The following is a 16,811-nucleotide window of genomic DNA, read 5'->3' as shown; positions in this document are numbered from 1 at the left end:
TCCTTAGCGAAACACGAGGAAATACATGAGGAACACGTTCACCACCAGCAGGGTTAACGCGGTTGGGATCTGGATCTTGATCACCTGATATTTATCCTTCAGCTCCAGCAGCGCGGCGGGAACGATGTTGAAGTTCGCGGCCATCGGCGTCATCAGCGTGCCGCAGTAGCCTGCGTACATGCCAATCGCCAGCAGCGGCGCCGGGTTGCCGTGATGCACGTTGATCAGGAACGGCAACGCAATCCCCGCGCTCAGCACCGGGAAGGCCGCAAAGGCGTTACCCATGATCATGGTAAACAGCGCCATGCCCACGCAGTAAATCACCACCAGCATAAAGCGGCTATCCGGATTCACGAACAGGCTCACCACCTTTTGCACCGAATCACCGGTGTTGGCGGCCACGAACACCCCGCCCAGCATGGCCAGCATCTGCGGCAGGATCACCGCCCAGCCGATGGTATCCACAAGACGGCGAGACTGGCGAACCGCGTGCAGCGGTGTGCCTTTGGTGAGCCACCAGCCGGTGAGGATCGCCGCGACGCAGGCCACGCACAGCGCCGCGAGGGTGAGCTGTTTCTGGTCGAGAAGATACACGCCGCCAATCGACACGCCCTTCAGAAACAATGTCCCGATAACCGTCACCACGGGGATCATCAGCGCGGGCAGGAACAGCCAGTTCTTGAGCCGATTAGACGACGCGACGCGCTTCTCGTCGGTCGACATTTTATAGTGCCCTTTCCCGACGAGGCCAAACCCTGCCAGCAGCGCGATGGCGATGACGCATCCGCCAACGATCCGGTACGCCAGCGACTTGCCGAGTTCCTGCACCATCAGGTCGCCGAACAGGAAGATCCCGCCAAACAAGAACCAGAACAGCGCCGTGGTAAAACGTTTAGGGTTGGCGCGATCGCGCAGGGTCATCACAACCAGCAGCATCACGATAAAGCCAATCAGGTAGTACACGCGGTTGATGGTGATAAGCGTCATCATTGCGCGGCCTCCTGCGTACCCTGCTCCCCGCGCCAGGCCATCACGTCGCGACGGATGCGGGCATCGAGGCGCAGCAGGCGCGTCATATGAATAATCAATGCCGCAATGGCGGTCGGGATAGCCCACAGGCCGATATGCAGCGGCTCAATGCCCGGAATACCGTTCTCTTTCAGGAACGCGTCAATCAGCAGGACCGCGCCAAAGGCAATAAAGATATCTTCCCCAAAGAAGACCGCGATGTTGTCGCACGCGGCGGCGTGGGCTTTGATTTTGTCGCGAATGTGCTGCGGCAGATCGCCGTATTCGTTCAGCGCCGCCCCTTCGGCCATCGGCGCAAGCAGCGGGCGCACCGTCTGGGCATGGCCGCCCAGCGACATCAGCCCCAGCGCGGCGGTGCCTTCCCGTGCAACAAAGTAGAGCATCAGAATACGCGCCGAGGTGGCGCTGGCGATCTTCGCCACCCAGGCCTGGGCGCGCTCTTTAAGCCCGTAATATTCCAGCAGGCCAATCACCGGAAGGATCAGGATGAAGGTCGCCAGCGAGCGGCTATTGACGAACTTTTCGCCAAAGGTCTCCAGCAGCATCCCGAAATCCATACCGACAAGCAGACCCGTCGCCAGCCCCGCCACCACGACCACCAGCAGCGGGTTGAAGCGCAGTGCAAAACCAATAACCACGATCGGTATCCCGATCAGCGGCAGCAGCGTAGTACCGTCCATAACGTTTACCCTATCGAAAGTGAGCGTTGCGCGCCGACGGCTATTTTTTTAATTTGCGGCGAGCGATGTTGTGTTTTTCGTCAGGCTTCACAAAACCTGCGCTAAAAAGCTATATCTGAACCTCAAAAACATGTAAACAAATTATCAATAAAATGTTCTTATTTTATCGACGAGTTTACATTTCTGGCTAAGGAACGTTATGACCTCAGAAAAGAGTGCTTCACCCGATCGCGACGATATCAACGAAGGCCGGATCGTCTCTTCCCGCCATCTGGTTTCGGAGCGCTGCGCGGAGCTGTCAGAGCTGGAGTACGCGCTGATCATGACCAGCAACGCGTTTAATAAATGGATGGTGCGCTGCATGACGGCTGCCGGCGAGCCGGACATGGGCGCCTTTGACGTGTCGCTGCTGCATCATGTGAACCACCGCGACCGCAAGAAAAAGCTTGCCGATATTTGCTTCGTCCTCAACGTGGAAGATACCCACGTAGTAACCTACGCCCTGAAAAAGCTGGTCAAAGCGGGCTACGTGACGAGCGAGAAAGCGGGAAAAGAGCTCTTTTTCTCCACCACCGAGGAAGGGAAAGCGCTGTGCATGAAATACCGTGACGTGCGGGAGGCGTGCCTGATCGCGATCCACGCGGAGAGCGGCATTGCCGGGAAGTCGATTGGGGAGACCGCGCAGCTGTTACGCACGATCTCCTCGTTGTATGACACCGCCGCCCGGGCGGCGGTGTCATACAAGGGTTAAGGACGTCTGAACAGGGAGATGCTGCGTCCGGCCAGCTCGTACTCAACGGTTTCGGTGATCGCTGTTCCTGCCACAGCGTCATCCGCCGTAGACAGCTCCAGCACCCATCCCCCTTCGCCAAACTGCGGGATCTTGAACGGCACGGTGCCTTCAAACGGGTTGAACAGCATCAGCACGTCGTGCCAGATCCCCTCCTCCTGCCGCAGATCCGGCCTGCTGATGGAGACCCCGAGCGTCGAGCCTTCATCCCACTGCTCCGCTTGCTGCGGGCCGCCGCCGGCATTGAACCAGCGGATCTCCAGCCCGTCGCGCCAGCTTTCACGGCGCAGCAGCGGCTGCTGCGCGCGAAGCGCAATCAGCCGTCGGGTAAAGTCGCGCAGCGCGGCGTCGTTTTCGGACAGCCCCTTCCAGTCGATCCACGAGATCTCACTGTCCTGACAGTAGCCGTTGTTGTTGCCCTTCTGCGAGCGGCCAAACTCGTCCCCCGCCAGCAGCATCGGCGTGCCGTGGGAGAACAGCAGCGTGGTCAGGAAATTGCGCTTTTGCCGTTCGCGGGTAGCCATAATATCCGGGTTTTCCGTCGGCCCCTCCTCGCCGTAGTTGTACGAACGGTTATAGTTGTGCCCGTCGTTATTGTCCTCGCCGTTGTCGGCGTTATGTTTTTCGTTGTACGACACCAGGTCATTCAGCGTAAAGCCGTCATGGGCGGTGATGAAGTTGACGCTGGCCCACGGGCGACGCCCGCGCAGATCGTACAGATCGCCAGAGCCGAGCAGCCGCGCGGCAAAGTCCGTGGAGACGTTATCGCCCTTCCAGTATTCGCGAACGGTATCGCGATATTTGTCGTTCCATTCTCCCCAGCCCGGCGGGAAACCGCCGACCTGATACCCGCCGGGACCAATATCCCAGGGTTCACCGATCAGCTTCAGCCGGGACAGGACCGGATCCTGAGTCACGGCGTCGAAGAAACCGCCGCGCGGGTCAAACCCTTCCGGCTCGCGGCCCAGAATGGTCCCGAGGTCAAAACGAAAACCGTCAATGTGCATCGATTCCGCCCAGTAGCGCAGGGAGTCCATCACCATCTGCAGCACGCGCGGGTGCGAGGTATTCACCGTGTTGCCCGTCCCGGTGTCGTTGATGTAATACCGGTGCTGGTCCGGGAGCGTGCGGTAATAGCTGTAGTTATCAATCCCCTTAAACGAGAGCGTGGGGCCAAGCTCGTTCCCCTCCGCCGTGTGGTTATACACCACGTCCAGAATCACCTCGATGCCCGCGTCATGATAGGCGCGCACCATATCGCGAAAGCCCTGGATCCCCGCCGGGCCGTAGTAGCGTGATGCCGGAGCAAAAAAGCCCAGCGTGTTATAGCCCCAGAAGTTCTTCAGGCCGCGGTCGAGCAGGTGCTGGTCATCCGGGAACCAGTGCACCGGCAGCAGCTCCACCGAGGTAATGCCCAGGCTTTTTATATAGTCGACCGAGGCTTTGTGCCCCATGCCTTCAAACGTGCCGCGCAGCTCGGGCGGAATGGCGGGGTTCAGCTGGGTAAAGCCTTTCACGTGGCTCTCATAGACAACGGTATGCGGCCAGGGCACGTTCGGCCGGTTGCTGTCCTGCCAGTCAAAGGCGTTCGGGTCGATGACCCTGCATTTCGGCGTGAACGGCGCGCTGTCCCGCGTGTCAAAGCTTAAATCTAATTCGTCGTGCCCCAGCTCATAGCCGAAATGGGCGTCGTTCCAGTCGATATCGCCCACCAGTTCCCGGGCGTAGGGGTCGATAAGCAGCTTATGCGGGTTGAAGCGGTGACCGTTCTCCGGGTCGTAAGGGCCGTGGACGCGATAGCCGTAAAGCGCGCCGGGCTTCAGATCGGGTACGTAGCCGTGCCAGACCTCATGGGTATATTCCGGAAGCGTCAGCCGGGCGACTTCCGTTTTCCCGGACGGGTCAAACAGACAGAGCTCCACCCGCTCGGCGTGGGCGGAGAACAGCGCGAAGTTGACGCCTTTCCCGTCATAATTTGCACCCAACTGCTGGCCATGACCGGCCCGAATTTCAAACGTAGTATCCTTTGCCATTGTCGTTCTCCACGATTATTCGCAGGTCAGCAGAACCAGTACCGATCCCTTTTCTGACGTTAAATCCAGCGTTTCTTGCAGCATGCGGCTTTCGCCGCTGAACAGATCCCGATAGCGCTTCCCGGCCAGTTCGTCGGGTAACGCGACCGTGGTGTTGACCCACAGCTGTTGATTATCGGTAACGTCAAAAACCAGACGCGGCACGGCGACGATCAGCGCCTCGTCGTCCTTAACGCGCGCATAGACAATCAGCTTCTCCTCGCGCTCGCCGGTGACCTTAAGCGGCAGCCAGTCGCCGTAGCGGAACAGCGCGTCATAGTGCGGTCGAAGCCGCAGCAGCGTGGCGGTGACGAACTGTTTGACGCTTCCGTCTCGCCAGCATGCCGGGTTGTCAAACACCGCGGCATCCGCCGCGCTGAGGTTTTGTACCAGCGCGTCGAAGTCCGGCTCCCGTCGGTTATCCGGATCAACCAGGCTAAAGTTAAGCGCCTCGCTGCCCTGATAGATGTCCGGCACGCCGGGCGCCGTCAGCTTGATAACCGTCTGGCTCAGGCTGTTCATCAGCCCGGCGCGAATGAAGGGCTGCATCGCCTCGCTGAAATCGTGCAGGAACAGGCTGTTGTCCGGCGAAAGCAGGTGCCGCGCGTAGCTCAGCACCACGCTCTCATAGCTCTCGTTGCTGTCGATCCAGTCGGTGCGCTGCTTCGCCTCGCGCAGGGCTTTTTCGAGAAAGCCGATAAAACGCTCGGCAAGTGATTTCAGCCCGTCGGCGTCGTCCGGTGACAGCGTCGCGGGCCAGACGCCCGCCAGCGCCTGGTAGATCATCCACGTATCGGCGGCGTTCGGCGCGGTACCGTCATTGAGAAAACGCACCTGGGTCTGGTTCATCTGCCGCCAGCGGGCAAGATTTTCGCCCCACCTTTCCGGGGCTTCCGTCAGGGCGTAGAGGCGCGCCCGGGCGTCCTCCCCGCGCTTGGTATCGTGCGTGGAGGTGCCCAGCAGCGCGTCGGGCTGACGCGCCAGACGAATGCGCATCTCCTGATGGAAGCGGGATAGTGAAAACGCGCGCGGCGTCGGGTCGGCGCCCACTTCATTGAGCGCCAGCTCCAGGTTGTGGCGAAAGAACAGCGTGTCTTCAACGGACTTCGCCATCAGCGGCCCGGTCAGCTGCTGGAAGCGGGTTCTGAACAGCGCGGCGGGCTCGCGGCAGTCTTCCGGCAGCTCGCCGGTGAGGATGCGCACGATCAGGCTCAGCGCCGCTTCGGAGGTCTCCACGCTGGCGACCACGCGGTTAAGCAGCGCCACGTCCGGCGGGGTTAATCCCTCCCGGGTGCCGTAGGTGCGGTACACCGGAAAGGCGATAAGCAGCTCGCGCAGCGCATGGCGGATATCGTCGCGCGGCAGCGCAACCTCATTTCGGCGGGCCAGATCGTCGGCAAGGTTCAGCAGCGTGGTGAACTCGCCTTCAAAATTGCGATCGACCATCAGGCCTTTGGCATCGCGCAGCTCCGCGTGGCGATCGACCGTGCCGCCCAGCGTCTCGTCATGAACGGCCTCCAGGCGCGACAGACTGGCGTCGTCGACCAGCACTTCCGCCAGCGAGGCGATAAACTCGTAGCCGGTGGTGCCCGAAATCGGCCACCCGGCGGGGAGCTGCTCCCCTTTGGCGAGGATCTTTTCGACCGTGATATAGCAGTCGGGTCCGGCGGCCTGCCGCAGGCGCTGCAGATAGCCCAGCGGATCCGCCAGGCCGTCGACATGGTCGATGCGCAGGCCGTCCACCACGCCCGCGTGGACCAGCTCAAGGATCAGCCGGTGCGTATCGTCAAAAACCGCGTCATCTTCTACCCGAACGCCGACCAGCCCGGTGATCTCAAAGAAACGCCGCCACGAGAGCTGTTTCGGCGCCTCCCGCCAGGAAATCAGCCGCCAGCTTTGCGCCTCGTGCAGCTCGGCAATGCTTTTGTCATCGCTGAACGTGTCCGGGTTGAGCGGATACGCGGCATCATAGTAAACCAGCGCGGCCTTTTTCGTGACAGGGTCACGTTTTAGCGTAATGGCTCCCTTCTCCAGCTCCGCCTCAAAGGTATCGCCGAGGAACGGCAGCGTCAGCGGGCGCGACCCGTCGATGTCGAAATAGCGAAAATAGCGGCTCTGCTGTCCGTACTCAATCACGTCCCGCCACCAGGGGTTTTCCAGCGAGGTAGACATGTGGTTCGGGACGATGTCCAGAATCAGCCCCATACCGGCCTGCTTAAGCGCCGTGGCCATGCGGTCGAAACCCGCTCGTCCGCCGATAGCGGGGTCGATTTCATTCGGGTTGGTCACGTCATAGCCGTGGGTGGAACCCGCTGTGGCGGTAAAAACGGGCGATGCGTAGAGGTGGCTGATACCGAGATCTTTCAGATACGGCACCAGCGCCGCAGCGCGATCAAAGGTCATGCCGTTTCGAAACTGAATACGGTACGTGGCGGAAGGGATCATAACGTTGCTTCTCCATCAGCAAAGCGAACGACAATACCGTTCGGGGGTAAAACGTCAGTAACCTCATGCGAGGCGAAACGCGTCTCCCCTGGAAGAGCGGGCAGCGCGACGGGCTTAATGCCGATATTGAGCGCCAGCGAAAGCGTCCCCGACGGGAAGCGCCAGCTCACCGCCACCATGCCGGGCGCGGTTTTGATGACCTCGCCCTCAACGGCACCGCGCGGATGCAGAAGCGGCACGATATAGCGATGGCGCAGGGTCAGCAGGTGGCGCGTGTAGCGCAGCCACGTTTTACCCTCGTCGGTGGCAACCTTGTGCCAGTCGAGCGTTGAGCGAACAAAGGTGTTCACGTCATTCGGATCCGGAACGGTTTCATCGTGTCCGGCGTGGCCGGTAAACTCCTTCGCGCGCCCTTCCCGCACCGCCTTTGCCAGTTCGCCGTGAAAATCGGTGAAGAACAGGAACGGGTGCGTTTCACCATACTCCTCGCCCATAAACAGCAGCGGGATATGGGGGGAAAGCAGCAGCGCGGCCAGCAGCACCCGCGTCTTATCGGCACCCGCGAGGGTGATAAGCCGCTCGCCCTGGGCTCGATTGCCGATCTGATCGTGGTTTTGGATAAAATCGACGAAGAACTGGGGCGGCTGCGTGAGGCACTCCACCCCGCGGGATTCTCCGGTTTGCAAAGAGACCTCGCCCTGGTAGACAAACCCTTCCGCCAGCGCCCGGGCGAACTTTTTCTCCGGCTCGAAGGCAAAATCCTGGTAGTAGGCGTGCGTCTCGCCGGTGGCGAACACGTGGGCGGCATTGTGAAAGTCATCATTCCACTCGCCGGTGAACAGCGGCGCGTTGCCCTGTTCATCACGCGGATGCAGAAAAATCACGTTGCGGCTGTCTTCCGTGGTCAGGTGAACGTGTCGGTGGGGAATAGCCTTGCGGATCCGGGTGGCAATCTCCTCAAGAATATGCGTGTCCGAGCCGTCTTTAATCTGGTCGATGGCATCAAAGCGCAGGCCATCGAGGCGGTATTCCGTGAGCCAGTGGAGCGGCGCGTCGGTGATGTACTGCCTCACCGGCTCGCGCTCGTAGGCAATGCCGTTGCCCCACGGCGTCATCCGCTCCGCGTCGAAAAACGCGGGCGACAGCAAAGGCAGATAGTTCCCCTCCGGGCCAAAGTGGTTGAGCACGATATCCAGCACCACGGAAAGCCCCAGCCCGTGCGCGGCGTCGATAAACGCGTGGAAATCCTCCGGCGTGCCGTAGGCCGCGTGCGGAGCATACAGCAGCACGCCGTCATATCCCCAGCCGCGGGAACCGCCAAACTGGGAGACGGGCATGACTTCAAGCTGGGTAATTCCAAGCTCTGCCAGATAAGGGAGTTTATCGGCAGCCGCCCGGAAGGTGCCCTCCGGGGTAAAGGTGCCGATGTGCAGCTCGTAAATGACCGTCTCTTCCCAGGGACGCCCTGTCCAGTCCCGGTTGAGCGGCGGGTAACGGCGGGGATCGATCGCGATGGAGGGGCCGTTAACGTCTCCCGCCTGCGCGCGCGACGCGGGATCGGGTACCATCATGCCGTCCTGCAGGACAAACTGATACTCTGCACCGTGCGCGACGCCGGATACGTCAGCCTGAAACCAGCCGTTGCCCGCTGCCGTCATCGGCACGTCGGCATTGGCCAGACGTAGCGTAAGCTCTTTCTGTCCTTCTGCCCAGACGCGAAAACGTACAACGTCATCGGAAATAAACTCAGCACCCCACTGCTTTTGAAATGTCCTGAATTCCATTCATTGTCCTCGAATGACCCACATTTTACGCGGAATGAATTACAAGCTTAGTTCAGGATTAAAAGTGTGTTAGCCCAGCGAATTTAACCGCTTCGTCTATTCTTTATGAAATAACTCACTACAGGGAAAATTATGCAGATTCGAAAAGGATTAAATACCGACCTCCCACGTCTTGAATGCTGTGACTTTTCTTTCACCGTTAACCGCATTGCGCGAGAGCCCTTTATCCACTGTGATTTGCATATCGAAGCCGTCGCCGAACCCTGGATAAAAATCTACGAGCTTGACATTCAAACCCTGGAAAATCATTGCGTTAATCCTGAGGCCATATTTCTTGTCGCCGAAACGGATGACGGTGAAATAGCGGGATTTATCACTGCGTCAATCGGCTGGAATAAATTTATCTCGGTCGATTATATCGCCGTTGAGCGCACGAAGCGCAGAACCGGCGCCGCGCAAAAACTGATGGCCGCCGCGCACGTGTGGGCCAGAAGCGTAAACGCGCCGGGGCTGCGGCTGGAAACTCAGAATGTGAACGTCACGGCCTGTCTTTTTTACCGTCACTACGGGTTCACCCTGGGCGGATATGACCGTTATCTGTACAACGCCCTGCCGGAAAAAGACGAAGTGGCCCTGTTCTGGTATTACATGCTGGTGTAGCGACGCAGCCTTCATATTTCTGTCACTGAATTTCATTACGCTTTCGGGATTTTAACCACGGTGTTGAGGAAAGAAGTGTGAATTCAATGGCTAAGGCATTACTGCTGGCATTACCGGTTTTGAGTGCAGCGGCAGCGGCGACGGCCGCCGAGAGCGGCCTGTGTGAACCCAAAGCGTACGAAATGGCGCTGCGCTATCAGCAGAAATCGGCGGAAATCATGGCGCTTCAGCTGCAGACGTATCGGTTTGCCACCGAGCGTTTCAACGAAAAGTTAAAGGAGCTGAAAACGCCTGAAAATTACGCCGTGGTGATGGACCTGGATGAAACGGTGCTGGATAACACCCCGCTGCTGGTGCGCGACGTAGAGCAGTGTCACGACTTTACAATATGGGATACCTGGAGCGACTGGGAGAAACAGGGTAAACCCGGCTTAATCCCGGGCGCGAAGGCGTTTCTTGACCATGTGAATCAAAGCAAAGTCCGGATCTACTATGTCTCGGATCGCATGCAGGAAAACAAAGCCGACACGCTGAAGACATTAAACGCCCTCGGCCTGCCGCAGGTGTCCGACGAGAGCGTGCTGCTGGATACGGTCAGCAAAGAAGAGCGTCGCCAGAGTATTCTTAAAAAGCAGAAAATCGTGATGCTGTTTGGCGACAGCCTGCCGGATTTCGCCGTGCAGTTTAAAAACAAAAAGCCGAGCGAGCAGCAGCGCGAGCTGGTTGAAGCCAGCGCTGAGCACTTCGGCAACGACTGGATTGTGCTGCCTAACGCCGCCTATGGCGCCTGGTCCAAAGCCACGCCGGAGAGCTGGAACGCACCGCTGAAAAAATAACGCCTTACGCGCCGGGCCGGGCTTCACCGCCGCCCGGCTGTTGCGTTGATCTATCCAGCGTGTTTATAGGTCCTATCATTTCTGGGCAGGTTCTTATACTTTTACGGAACAGTAAGATGAGCACTTTCAAAGGAGACTCGTATGCTTACCGTAAAAAAACTTGCTCTGTCCTCGCTGATTTCCAGCTCCCTGCTTTTTTACCCCGCGCTTCAGGCGTCGGCTGAAACGCCGCAGCACGTCGTGAAACAACCGGCGGGCGGTTACCGCGTTCAGGTCGGCGACGTTGTGGTCACCTCGTTTACGGACGGGACCGTCGCGCAGGATCTGCATGCGCTGCTGCGCCGGACAACGCCGCAAAACATTGATGCGCTGCTCGCGAAGAATTTCCAGACCAACCCGGCCGAGGTCTCCATCAACGCGTTCCTGATTGCGATCCCCGGACACAAAATTCTGGTGGATACCGGCTCGGGCCAGCTCTTTGGTCCTGATGCGGGGGGACGCCTGGTTGAAAGTCTCGCCACGCAGGGCATAAAGCCCGAGGACATCACTGAAGTCCTGCTGACCCACGCCCACTCCGATCATGCCGGTGGCCTGGTGAAGGATGGAAAAGTGGTGTTTAGCAATGCGCGCGTTTTCGTTGGCAAGCCCGACGTCGACTTTTTCTTTAACGACGACAATCAGAAGAAAACCGGCTACGGCAAGAACTACTTTGACGTCGCGCAGAAGACCTTAAAGCCCTATCTTGACGCCGGTAAAGTGGTGCCGTTTAGCGGCACGTCTGAGATCCTCCCGGGGCTGACGGGCACGGTTCATCCTGGCCATACGCCGGGTTCAGCCTTCTACACGTTGACAAGCAAAGGCGAGAAGATCACCTTCGTTGGTGACATCATCCATGCCGCAGCGGTGCAGTTCCCGCAGCCCGGCGTGACCATCACCTATGATGAAGATCAGAACAAAGCGGCAAGCGTGCGCGAACGGGCGTTTGCGGACTTTGTGAAAAACAGAGACCTGATTGCCGCGCCGCATCTGCCGTTCCCGGGTATCGGCTATGTCACCAAAGGCGAACACGGCGGCTATGCCTGGGTCCCCGTCACCTACGCCAACCGGGACGCCAGCAGCGCGAAATAAGATGACGCCAATTGCTGACATGGATATTGACCTGATCCTGACCCTGGACGCCCTGCTTCGGGACAGGAATATCACCCATGCGGCCGCGCGGCTGGGCATCAGCCAGCCCGCGCTGTCTGCCCGTCTCGCGCGTCTGCGCGCGCTGTTTGGCGAACCGCTGTTTATTCCCTCCCCGCATGGACGCGGGGTGTTACCCACGCCGCGAGCGGAAGCGCTCGAGCCGCAGGTGGAGACCGTGCTGCGCGGCATCAGCGCGATGTTTGCCCCCACGGCATTTGATGCGCAAACCAGCAGCCGGACCTTTGTTATCGCGCTGCATGAAAACCCGGCGCTGATGCTCGGCACCGAACTGCTGAACCAGGTGGGAACCGGTGCCCCCGGCATACGCCTGCGCTTCGCCCTGCCGGAGATGGCTGAACTGCCGCAGCAGCTCGAAAACGGCGATGTGGATATTTACATCGGCGTGAGCGCGGGCGCCCATGACGGCTGGGTCAGGCGCAAGCTCCTCGACGACGCCTTTGCCACCGCCCAGCGCAAAGGCCATCCGCGCGGGACCGATCCGTTAGACCTTGAAAGCTACTGCGCGCTTTCGCATCTGGTAGTGTCATCGGCGGGCGATCCGTTTACCGGATTTGTCGATCAAACCCTGGCCGGACTCGGCTATCAGAGACGCGTCGCGATGTCTACGCAGAGCTACGCCATGGCGCCTGCGCTTGTGGCCGGCACTGGCCTGGTGTGCACCCTGCCGGAACGGATGCTGCAGCGGTTCGCCTCTACGCTGGATATTTTTCCGCCGCCGCTGCCGCTCCAGCCAATTGCCATCAACATGTACTGGCACCCGAAAAACAGCCAGGATCCGGCGAATGCCTGGCTGCGCGAGCAGCTGCTGCGGGCCGCCGGGCGTCAGGTGTGATCGAGGGTAATCAGAAATTTTTTAAGCACTTCTGAGCGAATAATCCGGAGGCAAATCAGCGTCAGCTCGCTTTCCCGAAGCCGGTCGAGGATGTCCACGTAAACCACGTTCTCGACGCTCACCGCCTTTGCCGAGGCGGGCAGCAGCGCCAGGCCAAACCCAGCCGACACCAGGCTTATCACCGTGGGCACGTCGGTCGCATTCTGCACTACCTCAGGCTGAAAGCCCGCCCCGCTGCAGGCGTCGTAGAAGTACTGCTCCAGCCCCATGCCTTCCGGGTCGCGCAGGGAGATCCATTTTTCATCTTTTACCGACGACAGCGTCAGCGCGGAGGACCCGGCCAGCGGATGCTGACGATACAGCGCCAGCACCGTTTTTTCGCTGGTGAACGGGCGGCTTTGCAGATCGTCCGGGAGCGACGGCAGCGGCGCGCGAATGATGGCCACGTCAAGCTGGTTGCTCTGCACCGCGGCGTAGAGCGTCTGCACATTTCCCGTCATCAGCGACATGGTAATAGCCGGCCAGCGCGCGTGCATATGGCGCAGCGCGGCGGGCAGCCTGCCGTCGAACATGGCGCTCGACACGCACCCCAGGTTTAACACCCCCTGCTCGCCCCGTGCCGTTTGCCTGGCGTCCAGCACCGCCTGCTCGGTTAACGAGATGGCGAGCCTGGCTTTCACCAGAAACGCTTCACCCGCGGGCGTCAGGGTCAGGCGGCGGTTCGCCCTGCTAAAGAGCGTGACGCCTAAACGTTCTTCGAGGGCCTTTATCTGCTGGCTAAGCGCCGGTTGCGCCATGTTCAGGCGCTCGGCGGCCCGGTGCATGTGGAGCTCTTCGGCAACCACGATGAAATGGCGCATCTGACGAAACTGCACGCGACGCCTCCTTTTTGATATGAATTTACTTATCAATTTAGCAGTAATGATGCAATTGATGCTATTGGTTATTGCCGTAAAAATGGAGGTATTCAACCGAGGGAGGAAAATATGGAAAACCAGATTAACGATCTCCGCAGCGCCATCGCCTTACTGCAGCAACACGAAGGGCAGTATATTGAAACCCATCATCCGGTCGATCCTAATGCAGAGCTGGCGGGGGTTTACCGCCACATCGGCGCGGGCGGCACGGTAAAACGCCCGACCCGCATCGGCCCGGCCATGATGTTCAACAGCGTGAAGGGCTACCCGGACTCGCGCATTCTGGTGGGCATGCACGCCAGCCGCGAGCGGGCGGCGCTCCTGTTAGGCTGCGAGCCCTCTGAACTGGCAAAACACGTCGGCCAGGCGGTGAAAAAGCCGATAGCGCCGGTGGTGGTCCCTGCCTCGCAGGCGCCCTGCCAGGAGCAGGTCTTCTACGCTGACGATCCGGACTTCGACCTGCGCAAGCTGCTTCCGGCACCGACCAACACGCCGATTGATGCGGGCCCGTTCTTCTGCCTGGGGCTGGTGCTGGCAAGCGACCCGGAGGACAGCTCGCTGACGGACGTCACCATTCACCGCCTCTGCGTTCAGGAGCGCGACGAGCTTTCCATGTTCCTTGCCGCCGGTCGCCATATCGAAGTCTTCCGCAAAAAAGCGGAAGCGGCCGGAAAACCGCTGCCGGTGACGATCAACATGGGGCTCGATCCCGCCATCTATATCGGCGCGTGCTTTGAGGCCCCTACCACACCGTTTGGCTACAACGAGCTGGGCGTGGCCGGGGCGCTGCGCCAGCAGCCGGTGGAGCTGGTGCAGGGCGTGGCGGTCAAAGAGAAAGCGATCGCGCGGGCGGAAATCATTATCGAAGGTGAACTGCTCCCTAACGTGCGCGTAAGAGAAGATCAGCACACCAATACCGGCCACGCGATGCCGGAGTTCCCGGGCTACTGCGGCGAGGCGAACCCCTCCCTGCCGGTGATCAAGGTGAAAGCCGTGACCATGCGAAACCACGCGATCCTGCAAACGCTGGTGGGACCGGGAGAAGAACATACCACCCTGGCCGGTTTGCCGACGGAGGCCAGCATCCGCAACGCCGTTGAGGAGGCGATCCCGGGCTTCCTGCAAAACGTCTACGCCCATACCGCGGGCGGCGGCAAGTTCCTCGGTATTCTGCAGGTGAAAAAACGCCAGCCGTCAGACGAAGGGCGTCAGGGCCAGGCGGCGCTCATTGCCTTAGCCACCTATTCGGAGCTCAAGAACATCATTCTTGTCGACGAAGACGTGGATATTTTCGACAGCGACGACATCCTGTGGGCGATGACCACCCGCATGCAGGGGGATGTCAGCATCACCAATATTCCGGGGATCCGCGGCCACCAGCTCGATCCGTCCCAGTCGCCGGATTACAGCAACTCGATTCGCGGCAACGGCATTTCCTGCAAGACCATCTTCGACTGCACGGTGCCGTGGGCGCTGAAGGACCGCTTCGAGCGCGCCCCGTTTATGGAGGTGGACCCGCGTCCGTGGGCGCCGACGTTGTTTGCTGACAATACGAAATAAAATCAGCGTATGGCCTGCGGGTCATACGCTGATTTTCTTCTCAAGCGTGGCAATATTTTCACCCGCCACGCGTTCCACGGTGAAACGATCGACGCTCAGCAAAATGAGCATCAGCCCCCTGCCGCTCTCCAGCAGCGGCGACATTTCGCAGAAACGGTCTCGCCTGGCGGCCTCAAGCCGCTCCAGCGGGAACGCATCACCCGCGTCGCTAAAAATAACGCAGGCATCGTTGCCGCGGATGTCGAACCGTACGCTAAAGAGGCGCGAGCTATCCTCGTGCAGCGCGTAGCGGATGATATTCGTCGCCGCTTCACAGACGGCGAGATCGAAGGCAAAACGCCACTCGTCGTCTACGGCGAGCGCGCCCAGCCGCTCTCCCAGCCAGCCGGCAAGCGGCGTCAGGGAATCGATCGCCGCCGGAAATTCAGCATGGTCCGGCCCCGGCATCTACGGCCCCAGCTGCGCAAGCGCGCTGCTTTTATCCGGATAGATGCGGAATATGCGATCCATTCGGGTCAGGGTGAACATATTCATGATCCCTGGGTTCAGGGCGCACAGCGCCATTTCGCCTTTGCCGTTCATCAGCTTAAACAATGACACCAGCATCCCCAGCCCGCTGCTGTCGATGAAATCCACTTTGCTAAAGTCGACGATTAAGGCTTTACGATCGCTGCCAATCTCTTCAGCGACAGAGGCCTTAAACGCGGCGGCAACAGAGGCATCCAGCCGCCGGATTGCGGGCGTAAGAATGTTGGCGTGCGGTAGTCTTTCAGTATCAACGATCATTCTGTTCTCCCTGACGCTCGATCACTAACAGTGAAACGTCATCGGTTAAGGCGGTCGGTTCATCACGATTCGCGTTGCGCCAGCCGGTCAGGTGGTCACCGAACCGCGGCAGGAGTTCGTCAACCGGCAGTCGGGCGTGCTGCTGAAGCCAGCGTTCAAGACGCTGCGGGCCAAACTGCTCCCCCCCGACGTTCTCGCACTCCGTGATACCGTCGCTGAATAAGCATAAACGATCCCCTGGATTGAGGGTAAACGTCACGTCCTCCCAGCTCAGGTCCGGGATCAGCCCGACCGGCGGTCCGCCATCGCCCACCGGGGTGACGGCACGCGCCGCGTTGACAATAAGGGGAGTAGGATGTCCGGCCTGGCACAACACCCCCTGACCGCTGTCTGGATCGATCACCCCGTAGATGATGGTGAAATAGCTGGTGATGTCGCTCTCTTCGCTGCAAAAGCGGCTGTTCAGTATCCTGACGACCTCGGCAGGTGACTGAATCCCGCCCTCTTCGGTAAACAAAAAACGATCCACCACTCTGCCGTGCAGGAACTGACGCGCCACCGCAAGGGACATCATCGCCGCCCCCACGCCGTGGCCGGACACATCCACGCAGTAAAACCCCAGATGCGAATCGAGAGCAAAAATATTGAAAACATCACCTGCGACCCACGCTGAGGGTAAAAAAAGCCAGTCGGAAAAATAGTCGCCGAAGCGTAAGCGGTGCGAAGGCAGCACCGAGTGCTGAACGCGCGCCGCCAGCTCAAGATCCTTTTCAATCTGGCGTAACGCTTCACTCAGACGCTTGTTGTGCGCCGCAAGGGTCGCCTCCAGCGTCAAAATGCGCCCCCCGGCGTGCAGCCGCGCCCGCAGCTCGTCCTGCTCGACGGGCTTATTCAAAAATTCATCGGCTCCGGCGTCAAAACCCCGCGCCAAATCTCCCGAATTCTCACGCGCCGTCAGCAGAATGACGTACACGTAGTGGCCCCATTCCCGGCTACGGATCGCCTTGCAGAGGGCAAGGCCGTCCATTTCAGGCATTTCCCAGTCACTGATCACCATGCTGACGGGCTGGCTGGACAATATTTCCAGCGCGGCGACGCCATTTTCCGCTTCGCTCACGGTGTAGCCCCACTGGATGAGCATTCGGGAGAGTAAGCGACGATAAATCAGTGAATCTTCGACGATTAATACGTGCAGCGCTGACATGCATCCC

The 16,811-nt window shown here is 59.7% G+C and carries 15 protein-coding genes; 6 read left to right on the top strand and 9 right to left on the bottom strand.

Going from position 1 to position 16,811, the window contains the following annotated elements; genetic code table 11:
• Window positions 1–3: 3 nt before the first annotated feature.
• Window positions 4–990: a DUF979 domain-containing protein gene (locus ACJBF3_RS03105; protein WP_045326358.1), complete on the bottom strand. Its 987-nt coding sequence runs from the start codon at window positions 988–990 to the stop codon at window positions 4–6.
• The gene (locus ACJBF3_RS03100; RefSeq protein ID WP_045326361.1) at window positions 987–1,709 is read right to left on the bottom strand and encodes a DUF969 domain-containing protein; all 723 of its coding nucleotides are present in this window, start codon (window positions 1,707–1,709) and stop codon (window positions 987–989) included. The genes ACJBF3_RS03105 and ACJBF3_RS03100 overlap by 4 nt, the downstream gene beginning before the upstream one ends.
• Before the next feature lie 199 nt (window positions 1,710–1,908).
• On the opposite strand from ACJBF3_RS03100, the gene ACJBF3_RS03095 reads away from it, so the two are divergent.
• A complete protein-coding gene (locus ACJBF3_RS03095) occupies window positions 1,909–2,460 on the top strand; it encodes a winged helix DNA-binding protein (RefSeq protein WP_406544709.1) in 552 nt (183 codons plus the stop codon).
• Here ACJBF3_RS03095 and glgX read toward each other — a convergent pair.
• The 3 genes from glgX to treZ are packed head-to-tail and all read right to left on the bottom strand — an operon-like array spanning window position 2,457 to window position 8,800.
• Complete coding sequence (gene glgX, locus ACJBF3_RS03090) at window positions 2,457–4,532, bottom strand: glycogen debranching protein GlgX (RefSeq protein ID WP_045326362.1); 2,076 nt, start codon at window positions 4,530–4,532, stop codon at window positions 2,457–2,459. The two genes, ACJBF3_RS03095 and glgX, sit on opposite strands and share 4 nt — an antisense overlap.
• Window positions 4,533–4,547: 15 nt before the next feature.
• Window positions 4,548–7,016 (bottom strand): malto-oligosyltrehalose synthase, encoded by a 2,469-nt coding sequence (gene treY, locus ACJBF3_RS03085; RefSeq protein ID WP_045326364.1) that lies wholly within the window; start codon window positions 7,014–7,016, stop codon window positions 4,548–4,550.
• Window positions 7,013–8,800 carry a malto-oligosyltrehalose trehalohydrolase gene (treZ, locus tag ACJBF3_RS03080; RefSeq protein WP_045326367.1) on the bottom strand — a complete coding sequence of 596 codons (1,788 nt, stop codon included), beginning with the start codon at window positions 8,798–8,800 and terminating at the stop codon, window positions 7,013–7,015. The genes treY and treZ overlap by 4 nt, the downstream gene beginning before the upstream one ends.
• A gap of 132 nt (window positions 8,801–8,932) precedes the next feature.
• On the opposite strand from treZ, the gene ACJBF3_RS03075 reads away from it, so the two are divergent.
• The 4 genes from ACJBF3_RS03075 (at window position 8,933) to ACJBF3_RS03060 (ending at window position 12,337) form a co-directional block, all read left to right on the top strand.
• Window positions 8,933–9,460 carry a GNAT family N-acetyltransferase gene (locus ACJBF3_RS03075; protein WP_045326369.1) on the top strand — a complete coding sequence of 176 codons (528 nt, stop codon included), beginning with the start codon at window positions 8,933–8,935 and terminating at the stop codon, window positions 9,458–9,460.
• An 86-nt stretch (window positions 9,461–9,546) separates the two neighbouring features.
• Window positions 9,547–10,296, top strand: a complete 750-nt coding sequence (locus tag ACJBF3_RS03070) for a 5'-nucleotidase, lipoprotein e(P4) family (protein WP_249431479.1) — start codon at window positions 9,547–9,549, stop codon at window positions 10,294–10,296.
• A 141-nt stretch (window positions 10,297–10,437) separates the two neighbouring features.
• Window positions 10,438–11,424, top strand: coding sequence for an MBL fold metallo-hydrolase (locus tag ACJBF3_RS03065; RefSeq protein WP_045326371.1), 987 nt, complete (start codon window positions 10,438–10,440; stop codon window positions 11,422–11,424).
• Between the two features lies 1 nt (window position 11,425).
• Window positions 11,426–12,337 carry a LysR family transcriptional regulator gene (locus ACJBF3_RS03060; protein ID WP_045326372.1) on the top strand — a complete coding sequence of 304 codons (912 nt, stop codon included), beginning with the start codon at window positions 11,426–11,428 and terminating at the stop codon, window positions 12,335–12,337.
• Here ACJBF3_RS03060 and ACJBF3_RS03055 read toward each other — a convergent pair.
• Window positions 12,328–13,212, bottom strand: coding sequence for a LysR substrate-binding domain-containing protein (locus ACJBF3_RS03055; protein WP_406544706.1), 885 nt, complete (start codon window positions 13,210–13,212; stop codon window positions 12,328–12,330). The two genes, ACJBF3_RS03060 and ACJBF3_RS03055, sit on opposite strands and share 10 nt — an antisense overlap.
• A gap of 111 nt (window positions 13,213–13,323) precedes the next feature.
• Between ACJBF3_RS03055 and ACJBF3_RS03050 the strand changes: the two genes are divergently transcribed.
• Window positions 13,324–14,814: a UbiD family decarboxylase gene (locus ACJBF3_RS03050; RefSeq protein ID WP_045326375.1), complete on the top strand. Its 1,491-nt coding sequence runs from the start codon at window positions 13,324–13,326 to the stop codon at window positions 14,812–14,814.
• A gap of 21 nt (window positions 14,815–14,835) precedes the next feature.
• On the opposite strand, the gene ACJBF3_RS03045 is transcribed toward ACJBF3_RS03050, so the two are convergent.
• Genes ACJBF3_RS03045 through ACJBF3_RS03035 form a run of 3 tightly spaced genes read right to left on the bottom strand, consistent with a single transcriptional unit; the run spans window position 14,836 to window position 16,804 of the window.
• Entirely contained in the window at window positions 14,836–15,261 is a 426-nt protein-coding gene (locus ACJBF3_RS03045) for an ATP-binding protein (RefSeq protein WP_045326378.1), read from the bottom strand.
• Entirely contained in the window at window positions 15,262–15,600 is a 339-nt protein-coding gene (locus ACJBF3_RS03040; protein ID WP_045326379.1) for an STAS domain-containing protein, read from the bottom strand.
• Window positions 15,590–16,804: a PP2C family protein-serine/threonine phosphatase gene (locus ACJBF3_RS03035; RefSeq protein WP_047717703.1), complete on the bottom strand. Its 1,215-nt coding sequence runs from the start codon at window positions 16,802–16,804 to the stop codon at window positions 15,590–15,592. The genes ACJBF3_RS03040 and ACJBF3_RS03035 overlap by 11 nt, the downstream gene beginning before the upstream one ends.
• Window positions 16,805–16,811 lie beyond the last annotated feature (7 nt).

It is taken from the genome of Enterobacter sp. PP-008-ECC_S150 (assembly GCF_045257065.1).
Lineage (GTDB): Bacteria > Pseudomonadota > Gammaproteobacteria > Enterobacterales > Enterobacteriaceae > Enterobacter > Enterobacter chengduensis.
The sequence above is the reverse complement of the archived record's forward strand: the minus strand, read 5'-3'. Positions and strand labels throughout refer to the sequence as shown.

Excerpts from the sequence above, each read along its gene's own strand:
- glgX (WP_045326362.1), bottom strand. The coding sequence starts at position 4,532 with ATGGCAAAGGATACTACGTTTGAAATTCGGGCCGGTCATGGCCAGCAG.
- ACJBF3_RS03100 (WP_045326361.1), bottom strand. The coding sequence starts at position 1,709 with ATGGACGGTACTACGCTGCTGCCGCTGATCGGGATACCGATCGTGGTT.
- treZ (WP_045326367.1), bottom strand. The coding sequence starts at position 8,800 with ATGGAATTCAGGACATTTCAAAAGCAGTGGGGTGCTGAGTTTATTTCC.
- ACJBF3_RS03075 (WP_045326369.1), top strand. The coding sequence starts at position 8,933 with ATGCAGATTCGAAAAGGATTAAATACCGACCTCCCACGTCTTGAATGC.
- ACJBF3_RS03065 (WP_045326371.1), top strand. The coding sequence starts at position 10,438 with ATGCTTACCGTAAAAAAACTTGCTCTGTCCTCGCTGATTTCCAGCTCC.
- ACJBF3_RS03045 (WP_045326378.1), bottom strand. The coding sequence starts at position 15,261 with ATGCCGGGGCCGGACCATGCTGAATTTCCGGCGGCGATCGATTCCCTG.
- ACJBF3_RS03040 (WP_045326379.1), bottom strand. The coding sequence starts at position 15,600 with ATGATCGTTGATACTGAAAGACTACCGCACGCCAACATTCTTACGCCC.
- ACJBF3_RS03105 (WP_045326358.1), bottom strand. The coding sequence starts at position 990 with ATGATGACGCTTATCACCATCAACCGCGTGTACTACCTGATTGGCTTT.
- ACJBF3_RS03095 (WP_406544709.1), top strand. The coding sequence starts at position 1,909 with ATGACCTCAGAAAAGAGTGCTTCACCCGATCGCGACGATATCAACGAA.
- ACJBF3_RS03035 (WP_047717703.1), bottom strand. The coding sequence starts at position 16,804 with ATGTCAGCGCTGCACGTATTAATCGTCGAAGATTCACTGATTTATCGT.
- ACJBF3_RS03070 (WP_249431479.1), top strand. The coding sequence starts at position 9,547 with ATGGCTAAGGCATTACTGCTGGCATTACCGGTTTTGAGTGCAGCGGCA.
- ACJBF3_RS03060 (WP_045326372.1), top strand. The coding sequence starts at position 11,426 with ATGACGCCAATTGCTGACATGGATATTGACCTGATCCTGACCCTGGAC.
- ACJBF3_RS03050 (WP_045326375.1), top strand. The coding sequence starts at position 13,324 with ATGGAAAACCAGATTAACGATCTCCGCAGCGCCATCGCCTTACTGCAG.
- treY (WP_045326364.1), bottom strand. The coding sequence starts at position 7,016 with ATGATCCCTTCCGCCACGTACCGTATTCAGTTTCGAAACGGCATGACC.